General features: G+C 75.9%; 24 protein-coding genes. 9 read left to right on the forward strand and 15 right to left on the reverse strand.

Going from position 1 to position 24885, the window contains the following annotated elements; translation table 11 throughout:
- Positions 1–7: 7 nt before the first annotated feature.
- Entirely contained in the window at positions 8–2590 is a 2583-nt protein-coding gene (locus ACZ3YO_RS33650) for a helicase-associated domain-containing protein (protein ID WP_465577084.1), read from the reverse strand.
- Positions 2591–2951: 361 nt separating this feature from the next.
- Between ACZ3YO_RS33650 and ACZ3YO_RS33655 the strand changes: the two genes are divergently transcribed.
- On the forward strand, positions 2952–3626 hold the full coding sequence (locus ACZ3YO_RS33655) for a hypothetical protein (protein WP_465577085.1): 675 nt from the start codon (positions 2952–2954) through the stop codon (positions 3624–3626).
- A gap of 32 nt (positions 3627–3658) precedes the next feature.
- Here ACZ3YO_RS33655 and ACZ3YO_RS33660 read toward each other — a convergent pair whose 3' ends face one another.
- Positions 3659–4294, reverse strand: a complete 636-nt coding sequence (locus ACZ3YO_RS33660; RefSeq protein WP_465577088.1) for an NAD(P)-dependent oxidoreductase — start codon at positions 4292–4294, stop codon at positions 3659–3661.
- Positions 4295–4418: 124 nt separating this feature from the next.
- Here ACZ3YO_RS33660 and ACZ3YO_RS33665 point away from each other — a divergent pair, with 124 nt between their 5' ends.
- Together ACZ3YO_RS33665 and ACZ3YO_RS33670 are read left to right on the forward strand one after the other, a co-directional pair.
- Entirely contained in the window at positions 4419–5183 is a 765-nt protein-coding gene (locus ACZ3YO_RS33665; protein WP_465577091.1) for an SDR family NAD(P)-dependent oxidoreductase, read from the forward strand.
- A 126-nt stretch (positions 5184–5309) separates the two neighbouring features.
- Positions 5310–5909, forward strand: coding sequence for a TetR/AcrR family transcriptional regulator (locus ACZ3YO_RS33670; RefSeq protein ID WP_465577094.1), 600 nt, complete (start codon positions 5310–5312; stop codon positions 5907–5909).
- Positions 5910–5935: 26 nt separating this feature from the next.
- On the opposite strand, the gene ACZ3YO_RS33675 is transcribed toward ACZ3YO_RS33670, so the two are convergent.
- On the reverse strand, positions 5936–6535 hold the full coding sequence (locus ACZ3YO_RS33675) for a TIGR03086 family metal-binding protein (RefSeq protein WP_465577097.1): 600 nt from the start codon (positions 6533–6535) through the stop codon (positions 5936–5938).
- Between the two features lie 64 nt (positions 6536–6599).
- On the opposite strand from ACZ3YO_RS33675, the gene ACZ3YO_RS33680 reads away from it, so the two are divergent.
- Positions 6600–7397, forward strand: a complete 798-nt coding sequence (locus ACZ3YO_RS33680; RefSeq protein WP_465577099.1) for a DUF6597 domain-containing transcriptional factor — start codon at positions 6600–6602, stop codon at positions 7395–7397.
- Here the strand turns inward: ACZ3YO_RS33680 and ACZ3YO_RS33685 are convergent.
- Positions 7382–7750, reverse strand: coding sequence for an ArsR/SmtB family transcription factor (locus ACZ3YO_RS33685; protein WP_465577102.1), 369 nt, complete (start codon positions 7748–7750; stop codon positions 7382–7384). The two genes, ACZ3YO_RS33680 and ACZ3YO_RS33685, sit on opposite strands and share 16 nt — an antisense overlap.
- A 167-nt stretch (positions 7751–7917) precedes the next feature.
- Here ACZ3YO_RS33685 and ACZ3YO_RS33690 point away from each other — a divergent pair, with 167 nt between their 5' ends.
- Positions 7918–8916, forward strand: coding sequence for a zinc-dependent alcohol dehydrogenase family protein (locus tag ACZ3YO_RS33690; RefSeq protein WP_465577105.1), 999 nt, complete (start codon positions 7918–7920; stop codon positions 8914–8916).
- A 64-nt stretch (positions 8917–8980) separates the two neighbouring features.
- Here the strand turns inward: ACZ3YO_RS33690 and ACZ3YO_RS33695 are convergent, their stop codons facing one another.
- The 4 genes from ACZ3YO_RS33695 to ACZ3YO_RS33710 form a co-directional block, all read right to left on the reverse strand.
- Positions 8981–9949 carry an ABC transporter substrate-binding protein gene (locus tag ACZ3YO_RS33695; protein ID WP_465577107.1) on the reverse strand — a complete coding sequence of 323 codons (969 nt, stop codon included), beginning with the start codon at positions 9947–9949 and terminating at the stop codon, positions 8981–8983.
- Positions 9950–10012: 63 nt separating this feature from the next.
- The gene (locus ACZ3YO_RS33700) at positions 10013–10834 is read right to left on the reverse strand and encodes an ABC transporter ATP-binding protein (protein ID WP_465550355.1); all 822 of its coding nucleotides are present in this window, start codon (positions 10832–10834) and stop codon (positions 10013–10015) included.
- Entirely contained in the window at positions 10834–11880 is a 1047-nt protein-coding gene (locus ACZ3YO_RS33705) for a FecCD family ABC transporter permease (protein WP_465577111.1), read from the reverse strand. Before ACZ3YO_RS33705 ends, ACZ3YO_RS33700 begins: the two co-directional genes overlap by 1 nt.
- Complete coding sequence (locus ACZ3YO_RS33710) at positions 11877–12929, reverse strand: FecCD family ABC transporter permease (RefSeq protein WP_465550351.1); 1053 nt, start codon at positions 12927–12929, stop codon at positions 11877–11879. The genes ACZ3YO_RS33705 and ACZ3YO_RS33710 overlap by 4 nt, the downstream gene beginning before the upstream one ends.
- Positions 12930–13029: 100 nt before the next feature.
- Here ACZ3YO_RS33710 and ACZ3YO_RS33715 point away from each other — a divergent pair, with 100 nt between their 5' ends.
- The gene (locus ACZ3YO_RS33715) at positions 13030–13674 is read left to right on the forward strand and encodes an HAD family hydrolase (RefSeq protein ID WP_465577114.1); all 645 of its coding nucleotides are present in this window, start codon (positions 13030–13032) and stop codon (positions 13672–13674) included.
- Between the two features lie 10 nt (positions 13675–13684).
- Here the strand turns inward: ACZ3YO_RS33715 and ACZ3YO_RS33720 are convergent, their stop codons facing one another.
- Positions 13685–13918: a hypothetical protein gene (locus ACZ3YO_RS33720; RefSeq protein ID WP_465550347.1), complete on the reverse strand. Its 234-nt coding sequence runs from the start codon at positions 13916–13918 to the stop codon at positions 13685–13687.
- A gap of 463 nt (positions 13919–14381) precedes the next feature.
- On the opposite strand from ACZ3YO_RS33720, the gene ACZ3YO_RS33725 reads away from it, so the two are divergent.
- Positions 14382–14765, forward strand: a complete 384-nt coding sequence (locus ACZ3YO_RS33725; RefSeq protein WP_396324388.1) for a cold-shock protein — start codon at positions 14382–14384, stop codon at positions 14763–14765.
- Between the two features lie 88 nt (positions 14766–14853).
- Here the strand turns inward: ACZ3YO_RS33725 and ACZ3YO_RS33730 are convergent, their stop codons facing one another.
- The 4 genes from ACZ3YO_RS33730 to ACZ3YO_RS33745 all read right to left on the reverse strand — a co-directional run bounded on the left by ACZ3YO_RS33730 (position 14854) and on the right by ACZ3YO_RS33745 (position 18400).
- Complete coding sequence (locus ACZ3YO_RS33730) at positions 14854–15699, reverse strand: 1,4-dihydroxy-6-naphthoate synthase (RefSeq protein ID WP_465577118.1); 846 nt, start codon at positions 15697–15699, stop codon at positions 14854–14856.
- Positions 15692–16441: a futalosine hydrolase gene (locus ACZ3YO_RS33735; protein ID WP_465577120.1), complete on the reverse strand. Its 750-nt coding sequence runs from the start codon at positions 16439–16441 to the stop codon at positions 15692–15694. Before ACZ3YO_RS33735 ends, ACZ3YO_RS33730 begins: the two co-directional genes overlap by 8 nt.
- 10 nt (positions 16442–16451) lie before the next feature.
- The gene (locus tag ACZ3YO_RS33740; protein WP_465577123.1) at positions 16452–16985 is read right to left on the reverse strand and encodes a hypothetical protein; all 534 of its coding nucleotides are present in this window, start codon (positions 16983–16985) and stop codon (positions 16452–16454) included.
- A 107-nt stretch (positions 16986–17092) separates the two neighbouring features.
- Positions 17093–18400, reverse strand: a complete 1308-nt coding sequence (locus tag ACZ3YO_RS33745) for an MFS transporter (protein ID WP_465577252.1) — start codon at positions 18398–18400, stop codon at positions 17093–17095.
- Positions 18401–19021: 621 nt separating this feature from the next.
- Between ACZ3YO_RS33745 and ACZ3YO_RS33750 the strand changes: the two genes are divergently transcribed.
- Positions 19022–19903: a DUF3027 domain-containing protein gene (locus ACZ3YO_RS33750; RefSeq protein ID WP_396324457.1), complete on the forward strand. Its 882-nt coding sequence runs from the start codon at positions 19022–19024 to the stop codon at positions 19901–19903.
- 95 nt (positions 19904–19998) lie between these two features.
- Here ACZ3YO_RS33750 and ACZ3YO_RS33755 read toward each other — a convergent pair whose 3' ends face one another.
- Positions 19999–20361 (reverse strand): hypothetical protein, encoded by a 363-nt coding sequence (locus tag ACZ3YO_RS33755; protein WP_465577125.1) that lies wholly within the window; start codon positions 20359–20361, stop codon positions 19999–20001.
- 186 nt (positions 20362–20547) lie between these two features.
- Here ACZ3YO_RS33755 and ACZ3YO_RS33760 point away from each other — a divergent pair, with 186 nt between their 5' ends.
- Entirely contained in the window at positions 20548–23853 is a 3306-nt protein-coding gene (locus tag ACZ3YO_RS33760; protein ID WP_465577128.1) for a sacsin N-terminal ATP-binding-like domain-containing protein, read from the forward strand.
- Here ACZ3YO_RS33760 and ACZ3YO_RS33765 read toward each other — a convergent pair.
- The gene (locus ACZ3YO_RS33765; RefSeq protein ID WP_465577130.1) at positions 23850–24875 is read right to left on the reverse strand and encodes a LuxR C-terminal-related transcriptional regulator; all 1026 of its coding nucleotides are present in this window, start codon (positions 24873–24875) and stop codon (positions 23850–23852) included. The genes ACZ3YO_RS33760 and ACZ3YO_RS33765 overlap by 4 nt on opposite strands.
- Positions 24876–24885: the final 10 nt, after the last annotated feature.

Genomic DNA, 24885 nt, shown 5'->3' on the forward strand with positions numbered 1-24885 from the left:
CCGGCGGCTACTCCTCCAGTTCGGCCACGCCGGTGATCCGGTGCAGGGCGAAGGTGCGGAGCTCGTCGGCGTGGTGGTCGAAGGCGGTGACGTAGCCGCCTTCGACCTTGACCGGGTCGATGATCCGCTGGCTGGAGAGCCCTTCGGCGTTGAGGTAGCCGATCCACATCCGCTCGCCCAGCAGGACGGCCGTCTGCAGCGCGGCGAGGGTCTCGGCGGCCGGGGTGCGCGGGAGTTGGCGCGGGTCGGGGGCGGCCTCGCGGCGGACGGCCGTGGCGGCGCGGTCGCCGGCCCGGATGGCCTTGATGGCGGCGGCGAGCAGGGTGTCGTCGGGCGTGGGCGGGCCGTCGGGGACGGGGACGGGGGCCGCGCGCGGCGGGGTGCGGTGGCTGTCCGGCCGGGTGATCAGCACGTCGCCCTCGGCGGACTCGGCCGCGGGCGCGTAGCCCATGCCGCGCAGGGCGGCGAGCAGCACGTCCGGCGTGGCCTGGGCGGCGAGCACGGTCGGGGCGAGCAGGCGCAGCCGCAGGTCGACGGAGCGGCGGTCGGCCAGGACCTCGTTCAGCAGCGCCGGGTCGTCGCAGCGCAGGTACGAGGAGGCGGCGCCGACCCGCAGGATGCCGTGCCGGCGGGCGACGTCGTCGATCAGGTAGCCGAGCGGCTGCGGGACGGGCGTGCGCGAGTGCTGCTCCAGGAAGGTCTGGAGGTCGGCGGCGGTGCGGCCGGCGTCGAGGGCGCGGCGGACCGACCCGGGGGTGAACCGGTAGACGGTGGCGCCGCCCTTGGACTCGATGTCGGCGCAGAGCGCGAGCGCCTGGGCGAGCGGGGTGAGCAGCGGGCCGGGGGCGATCGCGGTGAGGTCCGGCTGGAGGATGACGTGGTCCAGCGGCTGCGGCAGCAGCGGGGCCAGCACCTCGGCCGGGTCGGCCTCGGCGGTGAGCAGCGCGCGGGCGGGGGAGGCGAGGGCTCCGCGGCCGGTGATGCCGAGCAGTTCGGCCTCGGCGAGGGTCCAGGCCGTGAGGTCGTCGCGCAGGTCGCGGCCCTGGCCGGTGGCGGGGGTCTGCCCGGCGGAGGCCTGGCCGGCTGGGGTCTGCCCGGCGGGGCCGTGCCCGGTCGTGGGGGCCGGTCCGGTGGCCGGGCCGCCGCGCAGCGGGCGCTGCCAGTGCAGGGTGGGCAGCAGTTCGCCGGCGGTGGCGGCGGTGCCGGGCGGCAGTTCGGCGAGCAGCGCGAGGGCGCCGCGGCGGACGGAGGGGGCGAGCGTGCGGTCCAGCTCGGGGCCGAGTGCGGCGCGTGCCTTGCCCTTGCCGTCCGGGGTGCCGGTGAGGGCGGGGACGCGGGTGGCGGTGAGCCAGCTGCCGGCCAGCAGCAGCCAGCGGTCGGCGGTGTCCTGCTGGAGCCACCCGTCGTACGCCGGGGTGGGTGCCCAGCGTTCGTCGGCCTCGCCGTCGGGGGCCAGCAGTCCCGAGGTGTAGGCGAGTTCGAGCCAGAAGGCGGTCTGCTGCTCGGTGGTCTCCAGGGCCTGTGCGGTCCGCTTGAGATCGCGGACGCCGAGGCCGCCGGCGCGCAGGGTGGGCGGCGGGTTGAGGCCCCAGAGGTCGAGCAGCTCCTCGACGATCCGGACGGCGGTGTGGGCCTGTCCGGCGGCCGCCCTGTCCACAGCCTGTGGATCGCGCGGGGCGGCGGCCGGGGCCGGCTCCGGCTGGACCGGCTCGACCACGCGGTGGGTGCGGCCGCCGCGCAGGTGCAGGGCGAGCTCGCGGGGCAGGACGACGCTGCCGGGGCTGCTGGGCAGCAAGAGGCCGCGGGCCAGCAGCCATTCGACCGGGCTCTGCGCGTCCTCGGCGGTGACCGGGCGGGTGGCGTCCGGGACGGTGCCGGTGGGCGGGCCCCAGACCAGGCGGTCCAGCAGCCGCAGCGCCGGCTCGGGGGCGGTGGCGAGCAGGGCGTCGCAGCGGGCGCGGTCGCCGAGGAGCGCGGTGAGCGCGGCGACGGCGGTCACCGGGTCCGGGGTGGCGGGCTGCCCGGCGGAGGCGAGCAGCTGCTGGAGCCGGGCCGGGGACATGCCGGCGGTGGCGTCGGCCAGCGTCGGGCCGAGCCCGGTCCGGCCGGGGTTGGCGGCGGTGGGCGCGAGCGCCTCGCGGGCCGCGATGACCAGGCGCGGCCCGTTCTCCGGCCCCCAGAGCAGGGCGCGGTCACGCAGGGTGGCGAACGCCCGGGGGAGGGCGGCGCCGACGGCGGACCGGTCGGCGGCGGTCAGCGGGGTGGCGCCCGGGTGCGGCTTGACCCGGGCCGGGCCGGTCAGCAGGGCCTTCACGGTGGCCGGGGAGGCGCCGTCGGGTGCGGCGGCCATCGCCTCGGCGACCTGGAGGGTGAAGCGGTCCAGGCGCTCCAGGGCGCGCAGCGCGGAGGCGCGGGAGGAGAGCCGGGCGGCGAGCTGGGTGAGGTCGCCGGGGACGGGGTTGAGCAGGTCGGGGCGGGACCGGAGCAGGGTGGCGAGGTCGTCGTCCGCGCGGCTGCGGAGCTCCTCGGCGAGGGTGCGGGGGCCGGTGGGCGCCTTGCCGGGGCGTTGGGGGCCCTGCTGTGTGGTCATTCGACCTAGGTTAGTCGCGAGGACGGACGGTGGGGACCGGTCGGCGTGGCCCCGGTTCGGCTGGGTACCGTCTGACCGGCGGCCCCACGACGGCCGCTGCGGCACGGGTGAGGCGGGGTGTGGGGCGATGGCGGACGGCGAGTGGTGGCGCAAGCGGGGGCCGTGGAGCGGGCCACCGGGGGGTGGTGACGGCGCGGGGAGCGGACCTGGCTCCGGCGACGAGGACAGTGTGTACGCCGAGGGGCCCGCGGTGCCGCCGCGGCCCTCCGTGCCGCCTGCCGGGCCCCCGGCGGACCACCCCTTCGACCGGCCGCCCGCCGCGCGGAGGCCGGCGGCCGCCGACGACCCGGGCTCGCCCTGGGTGTCGCAGCCGATCGCGGACGCGGACGGCGATCCGGATGCCGTGCCGGCGCCGTTCACGACCGTGAACGCGGGCGACTGGTCGCTCGTGTCGCTCGACTTCTCGGACGGCCCCGGCCCGGCGGTCAAGCCGGTCCCCGAGCAGCGGACCGCCGCCGAGGGCGCCCCGGGGGAGGAGCCCGCGCAGACCCCGGCGACCGAACCTGCCCCTGCGAAGGGCAGGGGAAGGAGGCGCGGGAAGGGCAGGGCGGCGCCCCCGCCGCAGCCTGCCGCGCCCGACGCCGCCGCCGGGGCCGCCCCGAAGCCGTCCGCGATGGCCGGCCGCCGCCCCTCCCCGCTCCTGCTGCTCGCGGCGGTGACCCTGATCGGCGGCGCGGTCTCCAGCCAGATCGTGGTGATGCTGGTCGGCTGGGGGCTCGGCTACCTGTCCGGCCGACTGACCGACTTCACCCGCAAGGTCGGCATCCTCGGCATCCCGCTGATGACGATGAGCGGCACCACGCTCTGGTTCTGGGGCCGCGCCCAGGGCCGCTGGGGCGAGGCGCTCCAGCCGGGCCAGCAGGTCGGCCAGGTCACGTGGTCGGCCGCTCCCGGCGTGCTGCGCCTGGCGGCCGTGCTGTCGGCGCTGTTCCTGCTGGCCGTGGCGCTGAAGCGGCGTGCCCAGCCGGGGGGCTGACCCGCGGGGCCGGGAGACGGCGGGCGACCGACTCAGCGGTCGGCGATGGTGATCCGGCGGCAGAAGGTCGCGGGCGCGCCGAGGTGTCGGACGATCCAGGCGGCGATGGTGGCCCGGGTGGCGGTGCCCGCGTCCGGGAGCGGAAGCCCGTACGAGACACGGGGGTCGGCGGCGGCCGGTCCGTCCTTGAGCATCGGGGCGCGGACGACGGTCCAGTTCGTTTCGGAGCCGGCCAGCACCGCCTCCATCCGGGCCAGGTCGCGGTGGATCTCCCGATAGAGCCGGTCGACCACCAGCCGCGTCACCACCCGCTGGGCAAAGGGGAGATGGTCGGTCTCCAGGCCTGCCGAGCCCAGCGCCACCAGGTGCTGCACCCCGCCGGCCCGCGCTGCGGTCACCAACTCCCGTGCGCCGTCCGAGAAGACGGTGGTGGCTGCCCGGCCGGTGGTGCCGAGCGCCGAGACCACCGCGTCCTGGCCGGCCAACGGCCCCCGGAGGGAGCCGGGGCGGTGGACGTCGGCCTGCGCGATGCGCGGGGTGCCGTGGGTGAACTCCGGTAGCCGGGCGGGTGTGCGGGCCACCGCCGTGACGGTGTGCCCGGCGGCCAGGGCGAGGTCGACGACCAGGCGGCCGGTGCGTCCGGTGGCGCCGACGACGGCGAGCTTCATCGGGTTCCTCCTTGCGGGCGGCCCTCGCGGTCTCTCGGGGGTGCGCCCTTGCCGATTCATTCAGACAGGCTGTATGACTGAACACAGTGAACCACAACAGTACGGCTCAAGGGAGTGATGGGACATGGGAGTTCAGTACCCCGACCTGGCCGGCAAGGTCGTCGTGATCACCGGAGGCAGCCGCGGCATCGGCGCGGAGACCGCCCGGGCGTTCGCCCGGCAGGGCGCCGCCGTCGCCGTCCTCGGCCGGGACGAGGCGGCCCTCGCCGCTGTCGAGGCGGAGCTGCGCGCGTCCGGTGCCGGGGCGCGCGGCCTGGTCGCCGACTGCACCGACGCCGCCGCGCTCGGCCGGGCCGGCGCCCGGATCGAGGAGGAGCTCGGCCCGGTCGACGTCCTCGCGGCGTTCGCCGGCGGGGACGGTTACCCCGTGCCGACCGTCCGGGAGACCGAGGAACACTGGCGCGCCGTGCTGGACGCCAACCTCACGGCCACCTTCCTCACCGTCCAGGCCTTCCTGCCGGGCCTGTTGAAGCGCGGCAGCGGCTCGGTGATCACCATGGCTTCCACGGCCGGCCGGCTGCCCAGCGGTGCCTCCGCCGCGTACGCCGCCGCCAAGGCGGGGGTACTGATGTACTCCCGCCACCTCGCCCTGGAGCTGGCGGGTGAGGGCGTCCGGGTCAACGCGATCGCGCCCGGCGCCGTCCGCACCGAGCGGACGGCCGCCGTCATGCCGCCCGAGCTGCAGGCGGCGGTTGCCGCCGCCCACCCGCTCGGCAGGCTCGGAGAACCGGCCGACATCGCGGCGGCCACGCTCTTCCTCGCCTCCACCGCGTCCTCGTGGATCACCGGCCAGACGCTGGACGTCAGCGGCGGCCGGGTCATCGTCTGACGCCCCCGGCCGGGGAGTGGAGGGCTCGCCCGGCCGGGGCCCGGAGCCATCGGGGATACTGCCTGTTCACGAGAGGTCCGACGGCCGTTGCACCGGCGGCGGGACGAGCGAGTGGAGGCGAGCGCGATGAGCCCCCGGTCCTACCGGATGGGACAGCGGCAGGCGGACGTGGACGAGACGCGCGCGCGGATCGTCGCGGCCGCGCGGGGGCAGCTGACCGGGGCGGGCACGCTCTCGCTGGACGCGGTCGCCAAGCGGGCGGACGTCGCGCGCGCCACCGTGTACTACCAGTTCGGCTCGAAGACGGGCCTGCTGGAGGCGGTCTGCGACGCGCTCGCGGCCGAGGGCGGGATGGCGCGGCTCGCCGAGGCGTTCGCCTTGCCCGAGCCCTGGCCGGCGGTGGACCGCTTCGTCGAAGTGATGGGCGGCTTCTGGGCGGTGGACCGGGTCTGCACCCGTCGGCTGCGTGCGCTGGCCGCCCTGGACGAGGAGGTGGGCCGGGTCGTCGGTGCGCGCGACGCCCGCCGCCGTGAGGGTGCCGGGGTGCTGGCCGCCCGGCTCGACGGTGCGCCGCAGGACGCGGCGGCGCTGCTGTTCGTCCTCACCGGTTTCGAGACCTTCGACGCGCTGGCGGGCGAGGTGGCCGGCCCCGACGGGGACCTGCGGACGGCTGTCCCGGCCGTCATACGGCTGGTCCGTGGCGCGCTGGGCGGGCCTGCGGCCTGAGGTGCCGCAGGCCCGCCCGGTACGTCTCAGGCCGACGCGGTCGCCGGCACCCACCGCGGGTCGCGGCCCGAGGCCGCCAGCGCGCGGTCGAGCGGCGAGGCGTCGGCGGGCACGGCCGCGGGGGCGGCGAACCCGTCGTACTGGCGGTACATCTCGGCGAGCTCCTCGACCAGCCCGACGGTCGCCACGGCCAGGTCGTCCTCGACCTCGCTCGGCTGGCCGGTGGCGCGGGCGACGTCCCAGGTGTGCACCACCAGTTCCAGGACGAGCATCCGGGCGATGGCCGTCGCGGGCATGGACGACCCGCCCAGGTCCAGCTCGCCCTCCCAGACCGCAGGGTCGGCCCAGGCCGCGACCGCCCGCTCCAGCTGGGCGGCGTAGGCGTCGGCCCACTCCGGGTCGGTGGTGAAGTCGTGTTCGGTCAGGTCCTTCGGGAGTTCCTTGCGCAGGGCCCGGTGCTCCAGGCCGTGGGAGGTGTAGAGCACCCAGTGGTTGACCAGCGTCCGGGTGTCGAAGCCGCTGCAGGGGGTGGGCCCGTCCAGCTGTTCGGGGCGGACGCCGCGGGCGACGCGCGCGGCTTCCGTGGCGGCGCGAGCCATGAGGGGGTGGAGTGCATGACCGTTCATGGGCCGATCCTGGGCCGGGCGGTGCCGCCGGGTCTTGAAGAAACGCGACGGCTAGCCTGGCGGTGTGAACGCTCGTGATCTCGGCCGCGGGGTCCTCCATCCCGGACGGGCGGCGGGCGTGGTCCACCTGGACCGGCTGGAGCCCGCCCCCGGGCTGGCGCGCCTGGTCGAGTACTACTGGCTGGTGCGCTGGGACCGCCGCGGCCTGCCCGTCCACGAGCAGAAGGTGCTGTCCCACCCCAACGTCCACCTCGTCTTCGAGGCGCCGCGGGCCGCCGTCTACGGGGTCGACCGGTCGCTGTTCGTCCGCCGGCTGGAGGGGGCCGGGCACGTGCTGGGGGTGAGGTTCCGGCCGGGCGGGTTCCGTCTGCTCACCGGCCGCCCGGCGGCCGGGCTCGCGGACCGGTCGGTGCCCGCGGCCGGCGTCTTCGGCCCCGGCGCCGACCGGCTCAACGAGGAGGTGCTGTACGGCAGCGCGGAGCCGGCCGCACTGGTGGACGCCTTCCTGCTCGCCCGGCTGCCCGAGCCCGACCCGGTGGCGGGCCGGCAGGCCGAGCTGGCCGCCTCGATGGTCGAGCGCATCACCGCCTCGCCGGACCTGCACCGCGTGGACGAGCTGGCCGGTGAGTTCGGCGTCACCGTCCGCCGGTTGCAGCGCCTCTTCGCCGAGTACGTCGGCGCCGCCCCCAAGTGGGTGCTGCGGCGGGCCCGTCTGCACGAGGCCGCCCAGCGTGCGGACGGGGGCGCGGACGTGGACTGGGCGGCGCTCGCCGCCGACCTCGGCTATGCCGACCAGGCGCACCTCACCCGCGACTTCACGGCGGCGGTGGGGTTGTCCCCGGCCCGTTACGCGGGCGGCTGACCCGTCGTGGTCCGGCCGCGCTGGCGCTCGGCCATCAGCGCGCTCAGCAGCCCCGGGAAGGCCTCCTCGAACTCCTCCCGGCGCAGCGCGTTCATCCGCGAGGTGCCGACGTAGTACTGCCGGATGAGCCCGGCCTCGCGCAGCACGTGGAAGTGGTGGGTGGCGGTGGACTTGCCGACCGGCAACTCGATCGTGCCGCAGGCGAGGTCCTCGGCGGCGGCGTACAGCTCGCCGACGATCAACCGGCGCACCGGGTCGACCACGGCCTCCAGTACCTGCTGAAGGGTGATCTCCCGGATGTCCGGGTGGGGCGGGGTGCGGTCCTGCTGCCCGCCGCGCCGTGTTGTCGCCATCTCTCTCCGATCTCGGGGGCTCGTCGTACGAGGTTGGGCAAAGTATGGCCCGTGTCAAAGTACGACATCCATCGAAGTTTGACAGCTGACGTACTTTCAGGTTCAGTGATCTGCGGCGGCCCGCGGTTCCCGGGCCGCCGTCACCGATCGGAAGGGGGCGATGCGTGATGGCCAGGACGGTGCGGTTCCACGAAATCGGCGGGCCGGAGGTGCTGCGGCTGGAGGACGCGGAGGTCGGCGCGCCCGGCCCCGGCGAGCTGCTGATCCGGGTGGACGCGATCGGCCTCAACCGGGCCGAGGTGCTGTTCCGCAGCGGCCACTACATCGAGCCGGTCCGGGAGTTCCCCGCCGGGCTCGGCAGCGAGGCCGCCGGTGTGGTCGAGGCCGTCGGCCCGGAGGTGACCGGCTTCGAGCCCGGCCAGGCGATCAGCGTGGTGCCCGCGTTCTCGATGAACGACTACGGCGTCTACGCCGAGCGCGCGATCGTCCCCGCCGCCGCTGTGGTCCACCGCCCCGAAGGGCTCGACGCGGTCGCCGGCGCGGCGGTGTGGATGCCGTACCTGACCGCCTACGGCGCGCTGGTCGAGGTCGGCGGCATGCGCGCCGGGGACACCGTCGTCCTCACCGCCGCCTCCAGTAGCGTCGGCCTGGCCGCGATCCGACTCGCCCACCGCGTCGGCGCGGTGCCCATCGCCACCACGCGCACCCGCGCCAAGCGGGACGCCCTGCTCAAGGCGGGCGCGGCCGCGGTGATCGTCACCGAGGAGGAGGGCGTCGTCGGGCGCGTGCTCGAACTGACCGGGGGCCGGGGCGCCGACTTCGTCTTCGACGCCGTCGCCGGCCGTGGCGTGCTCGACCTGGCCAGGGTGGTCGCCCCCGGCGGCACCCTCTTCCTGTACGGCGCCCTGAGCGGCGAGGAGACGCCGTACCCCGGGTTCGAACTCGGCATGCCGGCGCTGAACATGCGCACCTACACGCTGCACGAGATCACCAGGGATGCCGAACGGCTGCGCCGGGCCGAGGCGTTCGTTGCCTCGGGGTTGCGCAGCGGGGCGTTCACGCCGGTGGTGGACCGGGTCTTCGGCCTGGACGAGATCGCGGAGGCCCACCGGTACATGGAGGCGGGCGACCAGCTGGGCAAGATCGTGGTGACCGTCGACCACTGAGGGTCCGGCAGGCGGACGCCAGGGCCCCTCGCCCGGCGGAGCGAGGGGGCCGTGGGACCGCCGCTCAAGCCCCCAGGAACCGCTGCAACTCCGCGAGGACGTAGTTGGCGCCCGTGTAGCCGATGCCCTGGAACCAGAGCTGGTCGTCCACCTCGAAGGCGCGGTGCGCCCGCACCGCCCCGAGGGACTGCCAGGCCGGCATGGCCAGGACGGCGGCGGTGCCGATCGGGTTGCCGTAGGTGGCGTACACCAGCAGATCGCCGTCGGCCTTGGCGAGTTGGTCGATGGGGATCTCGACGTCGAACTGGTCGGTGTTCTGCGCGTCAGGCCGGCCGAGCTGGACGTCGGCCAGGACGGTGCCGAGGAAGTTCTGCCGGCCGTACAGCCGGATCCCGCCGCCCTCGACGAACCTCACCAGGCTGACCTTCCGGCCCGAGGCCTTGGCGCCGGCGAGGGCCTGGATCACCTGGGAGACGTGCCGTTGGTACGAGCCGACGAACGCCGCCGCCGCCTCCTGGCGGCTGAGGGCCTGGGCGTGCACCTGGAAGTCGGCCTTCCAGGGGGCGCCGGTGGTCTGCGTCAGCACCGTCGGGGCGATCTCGCGGAGCTGGTCGTACCGGGCGCCGTCGCGGGTCTGGTTGGAGAGGATGAGGTCCGGCCGGAGGGCGCGGATCGCGGAGAGGTCCGGGTTGCCGATGGGGCCGACCCGGGTGATCCCGCTGAGCCGGGAGGTGGGCCAGTAGTCGGGGAGCCCGGAGTCCAGGGCGGCCAGCGCCGAGCCGACCGGGGTGATCCCGAGGGTGAGCGCGGAGTCGAACTCGGCGGTGTCCAGGGTGACCACGCGCATCGGCGCGCCCGGCACGAGGACCGGGCCCGTCGCGGTGTTCACGGTGACGGGGGGCACCGGCGCCGGGCTGGGCGTGACGGTGACCGTCGTGGTGTCGGCGGGCAGGGTGGAGTGCCGTGTGCTGCAGCCGGTGAGGGCGGCGGCGCCGAGCCCCGCGAGCAGGGTGCGGCGGGTGATCGGGGGCATCGGCGGTCCTCGGGTGAGGTGGGCACAAGGGCGCTGGCGCGTCGATTATGTCCGAATTGCCCGCTAGGCGTCCGTCTTCACCGCCCAGGGCGCGCCCGGCACGACCAACGGGGTGCCGGTCACCGGGTCCGGTACGACCACCGAGTCCAGCCCGAAGACCTCCCGCACCAGCTCCGCCGTCACCACCTCGCCGGGCTCGCCCTGGGCCACGATCCGCCCGTCGCGCATGGCCACCAGGTGGTCCGCGTACCGGGCCGCCTGGTTGAGGTCGTGCAGGACGGCGACCACCGTCCGCCCGCGTTCGACGTTGAGCCGCCGGACCAGGTCCAGCACCTCCACCTGGTGGGCGATGTCCAGGAAGGTGGTCGGCTCGTCCAGCAGCAGGATGTCCGTCCCCTGGGCGAGCGCCATCGCGATCCAGGCCCGCTGCCGCTGGCCGCCCGACAGCTCGTCGACGGCCCGCTCGGCCAGTTCGGCCGTGGACGTGCGCTCCAGGGCCTCGGCCACCGCCTGCTCGTCCTCCGCCGACCACTGCTGCCACCAGCTCTGGTGCGGCTGCCGGCCGCGCGAGACCAGGTCGGCCACCGAGATGCCCTCGGGCGCGGTGGGTGACTGCGGCAGCAGCCCGATCCGCTGGGCGATCCTCTTGGTGGGGACGCGGGCCAGCTCGGAGCCGTCCAGCAGCACCGCGCCCCGCACCGGCTTCAGCAGCCGGCCGAGCGCGCGCAGCAGCGTCGACTTGCCACAGGCGTTCGGGCCGACGATCACCGTCACCTTGCCGTCCGGGACGACGAGGTCCAGCCCCTCGACGACCGTGCGCGCCTCGTAGGCGAGGGTCAGGCCCCGGGCCTCGAGACGGTGGCCGGGCACCAGGGGAGCGGTCATCAGGAACCTCCACGGCGGGATCGGATCAGCAGCCACATCAGGTACGGCGCGCCGACCAGCCCGGTCACCACGCCGACCGGCAGTTCGGTGGGGGCGAGCAGCCGCCGGGCCAGCAGGTCGGCCAGGACGACGACCAGCGCGCCGGTCAGGGCCGAGCAGAGCAGCGGGATCTGCGCCGAGCGGGCCAGCCGCAGCGCGATCTGCGGGGCCATCAGCGCGACGAAGTCCACCGGGCCGGCCGCGCCCGCCGCGCAGGAGGCGAGCACGATGCCGAGCAGCGCCATGCCGAGCCGGATCCGGTCCAGGCGCAGGCCGAGGCCGACGGCGGTGGCGTCGTCGAAGGAGATCGACCGCTGCGCCCGCGCCGCCCAGAGCGCGACCGGCACGGCGGCCAGCAGGACCCAGGCGAGCCGGCCGGCCTGGTCGTAGCCGGAGCCGTTGAGGCTGCCGGTCATCCACACCTTCGCCGCCTGTGCCTGGAAGCCGTCGCCCCTGGTGAGGAACACCGAGGTGAGCGAGGAGAGCGCGACGCTGATGCCGATGCCGATCAGCACGAACCGCTGGGCGTGCAGGCCGCGCCGCCAGGCCAGCAGGTACACCAGCAGGCCGGCCACCAGGCCACCGGCCACCGCCGCGTACGGCACCTGCCCGGGGGAGCCGACCACGCCGTACGCCATCAGGCCGACGACGGTGGCCGTGGCGCCCCAGGAGACGCCGACCACGTCGGGGCTGGCCAGCGGGTTGCGGGCGACGGTCTGGATCAGCGCGCCGGCCAGGCCCAGCGCGGTGCCGGTCAGCAGCCCGACCACCACCCGGGGCAGCCGGAACTCGCCGACCACCAGCTCATCCGGGCTGGGCTGCCCGAGCACCACCTTCACCACCTCGGCGGGGGAGACGGTGGACTCGCCCAGGCAGAGCGAGGCGACGACGGTGGCGGCGAGCACCAGCAGCAGGCCGGCCGCCGCCAGGGCCGAGCGCCGGTGCAGCAGGAACGACGCGCGCCCGGCGCGCAGCACGGTGTAGCCGCGCAAGGAGACGGTGGTCACGCCGCCACCACCTTCCGCCGCCGGACCAGGGCGACCAGCACCGGCACCCCGACCAGCGCGGTCATCACCCCGGCGGGCACCTCGGACGGCGGGAAGAGCACCCGGCCGAGCGCGTCGGCGAGCAGCAGCAGCGCCGGGCCGAGCACGGCGGAGAAGGCGAGCACCCAGCGGTGGTCCGCGCCGGCCACCGCGCGGGCGGCGTGCGGGACGGCGAGGCCGACGAAGGCGATCGGGCCCGCCGCGGCCACCGCCGAGCCGGTCAGCACGGTGGCGCCGAGCGCACCGGCCGCCCGGACCACGCCGGTCCTGGCGCCGAGGCCCCTGGCGGTGTCGTCGCCGAGGGCCAGCGCGTCCAGCCCGCGCGCCACCGCGAACACCAGCACCGTGCCGGCCAGCAGGAACGGCAGCAGCTGCCAGGCCACGTCGGCGGTGCGGCCGGAGAGCGAGCCGACGTGCCAGAACCGGAACTGGTCCATGGCGGCGGCGTCGGTGGTGAGCACCAGGGTGTTGAGCGAGGCGATGAACGCGGACATCGCCGAGCCGGCCAGCGCCAGCTTGACCGGGGTGGCTCCGCCCCGGCCGCGCCCCGCCAGCCCGTACACCAGCACGGTGGCGATCACGGCCCCGGCGAAGCCGAACCAGACGTAGCCGGTGAGCGTGGAGATGCCGAAGCCGGAGATCGCCAGTACCACGCCGGCCGCCGCGCCCTGGCTGACGCCGAGGATGCCGGGGTCGGCGATCGGGTTGCGGGTGATGCCCTGCATCACCGCGCCGGCCAGGCCGAGCGCCGCGCCGACCGCGAGTCCGACCACCGTCCGCGGCACCCGCAGTTCGCGGACGACGACGGCGTTGGTGGTGTCCCCGCCGTGCAGCAGGGCGTCGAGGGTCTCGCCGAACGGGATCGTGCGGCTGCCGACCGCCAGGCTCAGCAGGACGGCCGCGGCGAGCAGGGCGAGGGCGGCGGCGAGCCACAGTATTCGGCGGCGCAGCAGCCGCCGCTTGCCCGGTGCGGTGGCCGGTCGTGCGGCCGGCGCGGTGGTGTCGGTCATGGCTCTCTCTCGCAGATAGCTCAGGCAAACCTAAGTTCCACGGAGAAGGCGCGGCAAATCACCGTGCCGGCCGGTCGGCCGGGTTGGATAGCCTGACGGCATGCCCCCCGCCCCGGACGCCCCGCTCACCGTCGGCTTCGACCTGGACATGACCCTGCTGGACACCCGGCCCGGCATCCGGGCCACCTACGCGGTGCTCTCCGCCGAGACCGGCGTGTACATCGACGCCGACCTGGTGGTCACCCGGCTCGGCCCGCCGCTCGTGGACGAGCTGCGCAACTGGTTCCCGGCCGAGCGGCTCCAGTCGGCCGTCGACCGCTACCGCGAGCTGTACCGGGACCACGCCTTCGCCCCCACCGTCGCCCTGCCCGGCGCGCACGCCGCCGTGGAGGCGGTCCGCGCGCACGGCGGCCGGGTCGCGGTGATCACCGGCAAGTACGAGCCGAACGCCCGGCTGCACCTGGAGCACGCCGGGCTGCACGCGGACGCGCTGGTCGGCGACCTCTGGGCGGAGAGCAAGGGGGACGCGCTGCGCGAGCACGGCGCGAGCGTCTACGTCGGCGACCACCTCGGCGACATCCGGGGCGCCAGGCACGCGGGCGCCGTCGCGGTGGGCGTGGCCACCGGTCCGTACGGCGCGGACGAACTCCTGGCGGCCGGCGCGGACGTGGTGCTGGCCGGCCTCACCGAGTTCCCCGCCTGGCTGGCCGGGCACCTCGCCGGCCGCGTGAGCCGTGTGAACTAGGAGCCAGGCGCTAGGAGCCGCGGACCCGGCGGCGCTGGGCGCGGGCGGAGACCAGCAGCCCGGTCAGGGCGAGCAGGAAGCCCAGCGGCATCATCATGCTCAGCCAGTACGCGGCCGTCGGCAGCGGCGTGAGGTGCAGGAACAGCGGAACGAAGGTGACGAGCGTGGCGAGCGCACCGAGCCCGAAGACGATCGCTCCGGCCTTGACGTAGGCGTCGCCTCGGTCGGCGCTCTGGCTGCTCACTGGGCTTGCTCCTCTGCGGGCCTGGGGGAGTCGGTCTGCCGCCCCAGTCTCGCAGAGCGCCCGGGCGGCGCCCGCGCCGGACCGCTCCGGGGGCGAGCGGTTCGGTCACGTTGCGCAGTTTCCCGGGAGCTGGGAGTTTTGATCCCTGCTGAGCGGGGGTATGCAGGCTGTGCCGAGGGGTGCGACAGGTGCGCCCCGTCTCCTCAGACCGGGGGTGTGAGCCAGTGGAAAGCGCCGAGTCGCGCCCCGGCCATGCCAGTACCGGGTCGCCCGTGGCCGCGAGAGCCCCGTACGGATCCTTCGCGGAACGCGGATGAGGCAGTGACGGACCGTTAGTCTGCTCCCTACGGCGTGCTGACCGTGAGCGCCCCGCGGGCGCCGAGCCGAGGTCGGCCCGCCCTCCCATCCAGTGATCCCCGGCCAGGGCCGGGATCCCTCACACCCACATCGAGGACTGTTCGAGATGCCCACCGGCCAGGTCAAGTGGTTCAACGAGACGAAGGGCTTCGGCTTCCTGTCGCGCGACGACGGCGGCGACGTCTTCGTCCACACCAAGGCGCTGCCCGCCGGTGTCACCGTGCTGAAGCCGGGCCAGCGGGTCGAGTTCGGCGTGGTCGCGGGCCACCGCGGCGACCAGGCGATGGCCGTGCAGTTGCTGGACGCGCTGCCGTCGGTGGCGGCCGCCCAGCGGAAGAGCCCGGACGACATGGCGGCGCTCGTCCAGGACCTGATCACGATGATGGACTCGGTGCTGCCGGGCCTCCAGCACGGCCGTTACCCGGCCAAGCCGGCCGGTCAGAAGCTGGCCGTACTGCTGCGCGCGGTGGCGGACCAGTTCGACGTCTAGGTCCTCGTCCGGCCGATCTGCCCGCCCGGCAGGATCGGCCGGCCAGGGCGTCGGTCCGCCGCCTGAGCCGCCCCGCGTTCAGCGGGGCTCAGAACGCGAGCGCACCCGGGTCGACCGGGGGTACCAGCCCCTCGGCCGCGGCCCGGGTGAGCAGCGCCCGGACGGCGCCGTAGCCCTCCTCGCCGAGGTCCGCGGTGAACTCGTTGACGTACAGCCCGATGTGCTGGTCGGCGACGGCCGGGTCCATCTCCTGGGCGTGCGCCAGCACGTACTCCCGGCTGGCCGAAGGGTCCGCCCAGGCCTGCCGGACGGAGGAGCGGATCGCGTCGGCGATCTCGCGCAGCCGCTCGGTGCCGAGCGAGCGCTTGGCGATGATCGCGCCGAGCGGGATCGGCAGGCCGGTCTCCTGCTCCCAGGCCTCGCCCATGTCGGCGAGGCAGTGCAGCCCGTACTGCCGGTAGGTGAAGCGGGCCTCGTGGATCACCAGTCCGGCGTCCACCCGGCCGTCCCGGACGGCGGGCATGATCTCGTGGAACGGCAGGACGACGATCTCGCCGAAGCCGCCCGGCACCGCCTTCGCGGCCCAGAGCCGGAACAGCAGGTAGGCGGTGGACCGCTCGGACGGGACGGCGACGGTCCGGCCGGTGAGGTCGCCGTCGGTGTCCGGGCGGGTCAGCACCAGCGGGCCGCAGCCGCGCCCGAGCGCGCCGCCGCAGGGCAGCAGGGCGTACTCGTCCAGGACCCAGGGCAGGGCGGCGTAGCTGATCTTGAGGAGGTCCAGCTCGCCGCGCTCGGCCAGGCCGTTGGTGATGTCGATGTCCGCGAAGGTGACCTCGGGGGCGTCCGCGCCGGGAACCAGGCCGTGGGTCCAGGCGTGGAAGACGAAGGTGTCGTTCGGGCACGGCGAGTGGGCGATGCCCAGCTGTTCAGCCACGGCGGGCCTCCTTCAGGAACTCCGGGTGGGGCAGCGCGGCGAAGGCCCGCTCCAGCGCGGCCAGCGCCTCGCCGATCCGCCAGGCGGCCCGGTCGCGCGGGCCCACCGGGTTGGAGACGGTGCGCAGTTCGAAGGCCGGTACGCCGTGCCGGGCGGCGGCCTCGGCGACACCGAAGCCCTCCATCGCCTCGGCCACCGCACCGGGGTGGCGGGCGGTCAGCGCGGCGGCGCGTCCGGCGCTGCCGGTCACCGTGGAGACGGTCAGCACGGTGCCGGTGACGGCGCCCAGCGCCTCGGCGGCGAGCGCCACGGCGGCGGGGGCCGGGGTGTGCCGGACCGTCCCGAAGCCCAGCTCGGTGACGTCGGCGAACCCGTCCCGGGTCTCGGCGCCGAGGTCGGCGGCGACGATCGCGTCGGCGAGCACCGTGGCGCCGACCGGCGCCTGCGGGGCGAAGCCGCCGCCGATGCCGGCCGAGACCGCCCCGTCGTAGCGGTGGGCGGCGAGCGCGGCGGACGCGGCGGCAGCGGCGGCGGCCGGGCCGACCCCGCCCGCCAGCACGTCCACCGTCACGCCCGAGGGGTGCACGGCGCGGTGCAGTTCACCGCCGGGCAGCGGCAGGCTCCGCGCGGCCCCGCCGAGGCCGCGCAGGACCGCCTCCGCCTCGGCGGCCACCGCGACGACGACGAGCAGCCGGCCCGGCTCGGGGGCCGACTGCTCGTCGTCGGGAAGTCGCGCGGTCACCGGGCGACCATCAGGCGTCCTGGGTGTTCAGCTCGAAGTACCAGACGCCGTAGATCGCGTCGGGCTGCTTCGGGTCGGACTCGACCACGGTGATCAGGGTCTTGCCGGAGGCGTTGATCGCCTTCGAGGCCGGGACGGAGCCGGAGTACGTGGAGCCCTTGGCCGCCGGGGCCAGGATGAAGCGGCCGCCGGAGGCCTGGCCGCCGCCGTTGGTGTTGGCCCACCAGCCGCGGTCCGCCACGTCCGGGGTCACGCCGAGGCCGATCATGTCGCTGGCGACCACGTCGGACTTGGGGAGCTTGCCCTCGTCCAGGGCCTTGCTGGCCTTGTCCTGGCACTCACCCTGCTGGTCCTCGGTGAGCGGCTTGCCGTCGTTGAAGCAGAACGGGCCGGTCTCCATCGAGGAGCGGCCGACGGTGAGGGTCGCGCGGTGGCTGACGGGCTCGTCCTGGCCCATGGCGTAGGCGATGGACCCGCCGACCGTGCCGGCGCCGATCACGACGACGGCGCCGAGGGCGGCGATGACACGGGTGCTGAGGCTCATGGGTCAGAGGCTACCGGGCTTTGCCGATCACGCTACGCGGGGGTGGGCAACCGCGTGTTGTGGCCGGAAACCACCGCCTCGTCCCGGCCACCGGCGGGGCGCGGCCGTCAGGCCACCCGCGGCGCGGCCGCGCGGTGGCGCAGCCCCACCCGGAACAGCGAGCGGACCGTCCAGAGCAGCACCAGGCCGACCACAGCGGACGCCACCCAGAGGCCGAGCGCGCCGTTCAGCGGCATCAGGATGCCGACCGCACCGCCGGCCACCCAGGACAGCTGGAGCAGCGTCTCCGAACGGGCGAAGGCGGACGTCCGCACCGACTCCGGGACGTCCCGCTGGATCAGCGCGTCCAGCGCCAGCTTGCCCAGCGAGGCCGCCACCCCGGACGCCGCGGCGACCACGATCACCGTCACAACGCCGTACCAGAGCGCGGCGGCGGCCGTCGCGCAGGTGGCCAGCAGCAGCATCGCGGTGATCGTCGCCTCCGAGCCACGGGTGCGGAGCCAGGAGCCGAGCACCGAGCCCAGCGCGTTGCCCGTTCCGGCCGCCAGCGCGACGAGGCCCAGGGCCAGGGTGGGCTGGAGGCCGCCGATCGGGTCGTCACGGAGCAGGAACGCCAGGAACATCACCAGGAAGCCGACCAGCCAGCGCAGCGCCGACATCGCCCGCAGCGCCAGGATCACCGAGGGGCCGACGGTGCGCAGCGACGCCTTCGGGGCCTTGGCCGCCTGTGCGGGCCCGGCTCCGGCCTCGGCGGGGGCGGCCCCGGCCTCGCCGTGCACCTCCGCGTGCAGGACGGCGCGCTGCTCGCCCTTGGCGGAGTCCACCACGTGCGGCAGGTGGAAGGCCATCAGGGTGCCGACCACGAAGACCAGGAAGGCGCCTCGCAGCGGCCACCCGGGCCCGATCAGGTGCAGCAGCCCGCCCACCCCGGCCGCCACCATGGTGGCCAGCAGTCCGGCCAGGGTGACGCGCGAGTTCGCCTTCACGAGTGACAGCCGGCTCGGCAGCAGCCGGGGCACCACGACGCTGCGCACCACCCCGTACGCCTTGGACGCCACCAGCACGCCCAGCGCCTCCGGATAGAGCGCCAGCCCGCCGCCGGCCACCGTGCCGGCCATCGTCCACGCCAGCACCGCGCGGGCCAGCATCGACATCGCCATCGCCGCCCGGCGGCCGTGCGGCAGGCGGTCCAGCAGCGGGCCGATCACCGGGGCCAGCACGGCGAACGGCGCCATGGTGATCAGCAGGTAGAGCGCCACCCGGCCGCGGGCCTCGCCGGTGGGGACGGAGAAGAAGATGGTGGACGCCAGGGCGACGGTGATCAGCATGTCGCCGAAGGAGTTCAGCGCGTGCAGCTCGATCAGCTTGGCGAGGCCGGACTCGCCGGCGCCCTCCGCGGAGGTGGCCTTGCGGATCCGCCGTCCGGTGCCGTGTACGACCTTTCCGGTGCGCGAGCCGGCGGCGGAGGCGGTGCGGACGAGGAAGTGCCGGCGGGGCTCCGCGCCCTCCTCGTCGAGAGGGTTCTCCCCGAGCGCGTCCTCCCCGACGAGCGCGCCCGGGTGCTTGGCGAGGTCCACGGGCCCGCCGGGGTCCGGAGGCGTCGTGGAGGTGCCCACCGGCTGCGGTTCACCCGCAGCGAGGACCGGAGGCTGCTGTCGCGGCACGGCGTTCGCCTCGTCGGGGCTGCCGTCGGCCTGCGAGGCGCGCAGTGCGTGCTGCGACGGGTTTTCGTCCGCCACAAGCCCATCCTGCCCCAGAATCGTGACTGCGACGCGGGATTCCGGTCCGCTCGGCGCGGCCGTTCCGGCGCCGGCCACCGCCCCGGACTGTGCCGGGCGGCCGACCGGCGGGTAGCCTGCCCAGGGTCCGCCCGACGGCCGGCCGGGCGTCGGCGGGAGCGGGCGAGCGGCGCGGCCGGTATCCGAGGCGGCCCGCGGTCGCGCAGAATGGACGAGGGACACCGAGCCGCGACGGAACAGGCAACACGCCGTGGGCAACAGAAGAACTGGGAGAGAATCGACGCCGTGAGTGCTGCGATGCGAAGCCGTACCCCCGACCGGCTCTGTGCCGAGGCCGTCGAACTCGCCCGGCAGGCAGCGGACGAGGCCGTCGGAGCAGAGACCGTCGGTGCGCACCTCGGAGTCCAGGCGGACGCCGACCGCGTCGTGACCCACACCTTCGAGTGCTTGGACGCGGCCTACCGGGGCTGGCACTGGGCCGTCACCGTGGCCCGCGCCCCGCGCGCCAAGAACGTCACCCTGGACGAGGTCGTGCTGCTGCCCGGCCCCGACGCCGTCCTCGCCCCGCAGTGGGTGCCGTGGAGCGAGCGGCTGCGCCCCGGCGACATGGGCCCCGGCGACCTGCTGCCCACCGACGCCGACGACCTGCGTCTGGAGCCGGGCTGGACCGGCGAGGACGAGCCGGCGCCGAACTCCGCGGTGGCGCTGGCCGCCGACGAGGACGTGGTCGTCAGCGACCCGCACATCCAGCCGGCCCCGGTCCGTGCGCAGATCGGCGCCGTCGCCGAGGAGCTCGGCATGGGCCGCAGCCGGGTGCTCTCGCGCCTCGGCCTGCACCTGGCGGCGGACCGCTGGGAGAAGGCGCACGGCCCGCAGACCCCGATGGCGCAGTCGGCACCGGCCTCCTGCAACAGCTGTGGCTTCCTGATCCCGATCGGCGGCTCGCTGGGCCAGGCGTTCGGCGTCTGCGGCAACGAGTTCGGTCCGGCCGACGGCCAGATCGTCTCCTTCGCGTACGGCTGCGGCGGCCACTCCGAGGCGGCGGTCATCCCGGCCCCGCCGGCGCCGTCCGAGCTGATCCTGGACGAGCTGGTGGTCGAGCCGCTCCAGCTGCACCCCGACCGCACCTCCGGCTCGGTCGAGCCGGACGCCCCGGCCGAGGAGCTCGGCCACTCCTGAGCCGGTGCCGCAGGCCTGGGCCCCGTGTCGCGGGCCCGGGCCCGGCGCTGCGGGCCCGGGCCGGTGCCGTGGGCCCCGTCCGCCGTCGGGCGGGGTCAGCGGCGGCCGAACAGCCCGCGCCTGGGGGCGGGGGCACTGGACGGCTTCGGGCTCGCGGGCGGCGCCTCTCGCTGCTCCTCGGTGTGCACCAGCTCGCCGACCGAGACCCGGAAGTGGCGCTTCCAGCCGGCGTGGCGCAGCTCGACGAGGAAGCCGCCGTCGGGCAGCCGGAAGACCCGGCGGGCCGGCGTTCCGTTCGGCTGCCCGTTCTCGCGGGGGGTGTACGTGCGGGCCGCCTCCTCCGCCGTCTCGACGGCCTGCTCCCGGCCCAGCGGTGCCTCCCTGGGCGGGACCGGCTGCCACCGGTAGTGGACGGCGTCGTCGTAGTCCGCCGGTCGCGTTCGATCAGGACGTACCACGAACGGTCGGAGACCTGCGGGGCAGCGGACTCCTGCGTACTGTCGGACACCATCGGGTTCCCCCCTCGCCGGGCCGTCGGAGCGGCTTCAACATAGGCGCGGCCCCACCCCGGTCCGCCGGGGGTGCCCGGGCGGGGGAGAATGCCCCCCGTACGAAGTACAGGGCGGCGGAAGGCGGCAGGTCCAGTGGAACCTCGGATCATCGGCAGCGGCACGGACGAGTACCTCGCGGACCACTTCGGCAGCGCCGGGCTGCGCCGCCGGGTGCTGGACGCCTGGGCCGCCTCCCCGGCCCGGTTCCGGGAGGACGCCAACGCCGAGGAGGAGCTCGCCCTCGGCGGGTACCGTGACCGCCTGGTGGTCGAGTTGGCGCAGAACGCCGCCGACGCGGCGGCCCGCGCGGGCGGCGGGCCCGGCCGGCTGCGGCTCACCCTGGCGGACGGCGTGCTGGCCGCCGCCAACACCGGCGCGCCGCTGGACGAGGCCGCCGTCGAATCGCTCTCCACGCTGCGGGCGTCCTCGAAGCGGGCGGACGACCGGCCCACCGTCGGCCGCTTCGGTGTCGGCTTCGCCGCCGTCCTCGCCGTCACCGACGAGCCCGCCGTGCTCGGCGCCGCCGGCGGCGTGCGCTGGTCGCTCGGCGAGGCCCGCTCGCTGGCCGAGGCACAGCCCGCGCTCGCCGACGAACTGCGCCGCCGGGACGGCCATGTGCCGTTGCTGCGGCTTCCGTTCGCGGCCGAGGGCCCGGCGCCCGACGGCTACGACACGGTGGTCGTGCTGCCGCTGCGCGACGCCGCCGCCGAGGATCTCACCCGCCGCCTGCTGGCCGGCATCGACGACGCCCTGCTGCTCACCCTCCCCGGCCTCGCCGAGGTCGTGGTGGAGACCCCGGAGGGCACCCGCACGCTGACCCGCAGCGCCGCCGAGCCGCGCCCGGACGGCGTCACCGAGGTCACCGTCACCGACGACGCGGCCGGGCGGCTGCGGCACACCGTCTGGCAGACCGCCGGCGCCTCCGGCTCCCTGGACGCCGGGCTGCTCGCCGACCGCCCCACCGAGGAGCGCGCCCGCCCGTACTGGACGGTGACCTGGGCCGTTCCGGTCGCCGCCGACGGCTCCCCGCAGACGCCCGGGATCGCCCCGGTGCTGCACGCGCCCACGCCCAGCGACGAGCCGCTCGGCCTGCCGGCGCTGCTGATCGCCTCCTACCCGCTGGACTCCACCCGCCGGCACGTCGCCCCCGGCCCGCTCGCCGACTTCCTCACCGAGCGCGCCGCCGACAGCTACGCCGACCTGCTGCGCGCCCGCGGCGGCGACCTCGGCTCGCTCGGCCTGGTGCCCGGCCCGCTCGGCCAGGGCGCGCTGGACAACGCGCTGCGCGCCGCGATCCTCTCCCGGCTGCCCGGTACGCCGTTCCTGCCGCACCCGGCGCCGGTCGAGCAGGGCACGCCCGCGCTGCGGCCGCGCGACGCCACGCTGCTGGAGGGTGCGGACGGTTCCGTGGTCGAGGCGCTGGCGCCGATCTTCCCCGGTCTGCTCCCGGCCGGTCTGGAGCGCCGGACGGAGCTGCGGGTGCTGAACGTGCGCCGGGTGCCGCTGGCCGACGTGGTCGACCAGCTCGGCGGCCTGGACCGTGAGCCGGCCTGGTGGCGGAACCTCTACGCGGCGCTGGGCGCGGCCGACCCGGAGGCGCTCGGCGCGCTGCCGGTGCCGCTGGCCGACGGACGGACGGTCACCGGCCCGCGCCGCGTCCTGCTGCCCTCCGACGACGCCGACTGGGCGGCCTTCCCCGGCTACCCGGAGTCGCTCGCCGGCGCGCTGGCCCTGCTCGACCTGCGCCTCGCCCACCCGGAGGCCGCGCACCCGCTGCTGGCCAAGCTCGGCGCCGGCACCGCGACCCCGGCCGGGGTGCTGGACACGCCCGAGGTGCGGGCCGCCGTCGCCCGCTCCTACGAGCTGGCCGAGGACGACCTGGACGCCGCCGTCGACCTCGCCGAGTCCGTCCTCGCCCTGGTCAAGGCGGCCGCCCCGGCGGTCGGCGAGCACCCGTGGCTGGCCCGGCTGGCGCTGCTGGACGACGAGGGCGAGCCGGCCCGCGCGGGCGAGCTGATCCTGCCCGACAGCCCGCTCGCCGCGCTGGCCCGGGAGGACGACGCCGGCTGGGTGGACGACGAGCTGCTGGACCGCTGGGGCCCCGAAGTCCTCACCGCCGCAGGTGTGCTGGCGGACTTCGTGCTCGTCCGCGCCGAGGACGTGGTGCTCGACCCGGACGACCTGGAGCGGCTCGACCCGACCGTCCCGGCCGACCGCGCCGCCGGCGGCCGGCCCACCGGACTGCTGGACGAGGCGCCGGACGGCCTCGCCGAGTGGGCCGAGGACGCCCTGGAGGCGCTGCACGCCGACGACGCCGACGCGGTCGGCGTGCCTCCGGTCGCCGCCGAGCTGCTGGTCGTCCGCGACCTCGACCTGGTGGACGACGACGCCTGGCCCGAGGCGCTGGCCGCGCTGGCCCGCCCGCCGTACCGGGACGCCGTGGTCCTCCCCGTCCGCACCCTGCTGCCGAACGGCTCGTACGCCGACCTGCCGCCGTACACCGCGTGGTGGCTGCGCGACCACCCGGTGCTGGACGGCCGGGAGCCGGCGGGCCTGCGTGCGGCCGGCGCGGACCCGCTGCTGCGAGGCCTCTACGAGGAGGCGCGGACGACGCTGGACGAGCAGTTCCTGCACGCGCTGGGCGTCCGCACCACGCTGGCCGCGCTGCTCGCCGAGCCGCACGGGCCGGACGAGGTGCTGGACCGGCTCACCGACCCGGCCTCCGAGATCGGCCACCGCCAACTGCACGGCGTCCACAGTGCGCTGGCCCGCGTCGAGGCGGACCGGATCGACCCGCTGGACGTCGTCCGGGCGCTGCCGCCGCTGGACGTGGAGACCGGCCGCCGCCCCGCGCACACGGTGATCGTGGACGCCACCGAGGCGGTCGTCGCCGACGCCCCGGACCTGGTCCAACTCCTGCACCGGTACCCGCTGTTGCCGGTCGCCCCGGCGCTGGCCGCCGACCTCGCCGAGCGGCTGCACGTCTCGCTGGCCAGCGAGGTGGCCGGGGGGCGGGTGCTCTCCGAGGGCCAGCTGCACCGGGTCCCCGCCGTGGTGCGGGAGTTGCTGCCCGGCTGCCCGGTGGCCTACGAGGAGCACGAGGAGCTGCTGGTGGTCGGCCCGGACGGCAACGAGGCTGCCGTGGACTGGCGTTGGGACACCTCGGCGGACACCCCGGAGGCGCCGTACGACCCCGAGGCGGCCGAAGCGGCGGACGAGGACGACGAGTTCGAGCTGGCGCCGGTGCCGGGGCTGCTGCACGCGGCCACCCCGGAGGGCCTGGCGGCCGGGCTGGCCTGGTCGGTCGGGCAGTGGCACCGGCGGTTCGAGGTGCTGGCCGCGCTCACCGAGCCGGACCGCGCCTACGAGCTGTCCGCCGCCCGGGACTTCGAAGGTTAGATCCGTTGTCGGGCGGGCTGGTCCCCGGGTGCTTCCCCGGTCTGCAGCCCGCCCACCAGATAGCCCAGTTGGAACCGGCTCCTGGCGCCGATCCGGGCCATCAGCTGGGCGATGTGCCGCTGGCAGGTCCGCTCGGACATGCCCAGTCGGCGGGCGATCGACCGGTCGTCGAGGCCCTCCGCCAGCAGGGCGACCACGGCCTGCTGCAGCTCGTCCGAGATCACCAGTGCGCCGGCCCGGTCCGCCGGTGAGCTGAACGGCCTGGCCTGGAGCCAGTTCTGCTCGAACACCGAGCGCATCAGGTCGATGATGTTGTGCTCGCGGACCACCAGGGCGGCGTCCTCGTCGCCCTGCACCTGGAGCAGTGCGACTGACCGGTCGAAGACCAGCATCCGGCGCAGACCGTCTCCCACCGTCCTCGCCTGGCCGCCGAGTTCGGCCACCCGTTCGGCATGCGCGACCGTCGCCGGGCGGCGCCGGGCGGTGTGCTGATAGAGCGTGCGAACGGCGACTCCTCGACCGAGCAGCTCCGCGTCCCGCTCGGCGGAGCCGGTCAGCGGCCCGGCCGGGCGCCCGTCGCCCGGGTGCGCGGCCAGCACCTCGACGCCCGCCCGGTGCGCCGCGTCCTGGACGATCCCGCGCACTGCCGCCGCGTCCGCCACCAGCTCGACCCGGCCCGAACGGCGCTGGTGCGCGGCGCCCGCCTCGTACCGGGGCGCCAGCTCCAGCAGCCCCGTGCGGGCCCGGTCGATCGCCAACCGGGCCTCCCTGGCCCGCTGCTCCATCGGCGCGAGGAGCCGGGCGGCGGCCGACTCCGGCGGCACCGGGGAGAGCAGCCACGGCTCGCCGTGCACCCGGGCGAGCAGGTGCAGCCCCTCCAGCTCGGCGACCAGACTCTCCGCCGCCCGCCTGTCCAGGTCGAGCGCATCGGCCAGCTCGGCGACCCCGAAGCAGAGCCGGTCCACCGCGAAGGCGTACGCGCGGGTGGCGGCCTCGCTCAACACCGCTCCCTCGGCCGACATGTGCCGCCCC

The sequence above is a fragment of the Kitasatospora sp. NPDC022785 genome (assembly GCF_055561295.1).

Bases quoted from the DNA above. Each gene is read 5' to 3' on its own strand.
- ACZ3YO_RS33725 (WP_396324388.1), top strand. From the start codon at position 14,382: ATGCCCACCGGCCAGGTCAAGTGGTTCAACGAGACGAAGGGCTTCGGC.
- ACZ3YO_RS33750 (WP_396324457.1), top strand. From the start codon at position 19,022: ATGCGAAGCCGTACCCCCGACCGGCTCTGTGCCGAGGCCGTCGAACTC.
- ACZ3YO_RS33660 (WP_465577088.1), bottom strand. From the start codon at position 4,294: ATGAAGCTCGCCGTCGTCGGCGCCACCGGACGCACCGGCCGCCTGGTC.
- ACZ3YO_RS33700 (WP_465550355.1), bottom strand. From the start codon at position 10,834: ATGACCGCTCCCCTGGTGCCCGGCCACCGTCTCGAGGCCCGGGGCCTG.
- ACZ3YO_RS33685 (WP_465577102.1), bottom strand. From the start codon at position 7,750: ATGGCGACAACACGGCGCGGCGGGCAGCAGGACCGCACCCCGCCCCAC.
- ACZ3YO_RS33690 (WP_465577105.1), top strand. From the start codon at position 7,918: ATGGCCAGGACGGTGCGGTTCCACGAAATCGGCGGGCCGGAGGTGCTG.
- ACZ3YO_RS33710 (WP_465550351.1), bottom strand. From the start codon at position 12,929: ATGACCGACACCACCGCGCCGGCCGCACGACCGGCCACCGCACCGGGC.
- ACZ3YO_RS33740 (WP_465577123.1), bottom strand. From the start codon at position 16,985: ATGAGCCTCAGCACCCGTGTCATCGCCGCCCTCGGCGCCGTCGTCGTG.
- ACZ3YO_RS33675 (WP_465577097.1), bottom strand. From the start codon at position 6,535: ATGAACGGTCATGCACTCCACCCCCTCATGGCTCGCGCCGCCACGGAA.
- ACZ3YO_RS33650 (WP_465577084.1), bottom strand. From the start codon at position 2,590: ATGACCACACAGCAGGGCCCCCAACGCCCCGGCAAGGCGCCCACCGGC.
- ACZ3YO_RS33670 (WP_465577094.1), top strand. From the start codon at position 5,310: ATGAGCCCCCGGTCCTACCGGATGGGACAGCGGCAGGCGGACGTGGAC.
- ACZ3YO_RS33765 (WP_465577130.1), bottom strand. From the start codon at position 24,875: ATGTCGGCCGAGGGAGCGGTGTTGAGCGAGGCCGCCACCCGCGCGTAC.
- ACZ3YO_RS33695 (WP_465577107.1), bottom strand. From the start codon at position 9,949: ATGCCCCCGATCACCCGCCGCACCCTGCTCGCGGGGCTCGGCGCCGCC.
- ACZ3YO_RS33665 (WP_465577091.1), top strand. From the start codon at position 4,419: ATGGGAGTTCAGTACCCCGACCTGGCCGGCAAGGTCGTCGTGATCACC.
- ACZ3YO_RS33715 (WP_465577114.1), top strand. From the start codon at position 13,030: ATGCCCCCCGCCCCGGACGCCCCGCTCACCGTCGGCTTCGACCTGGAC.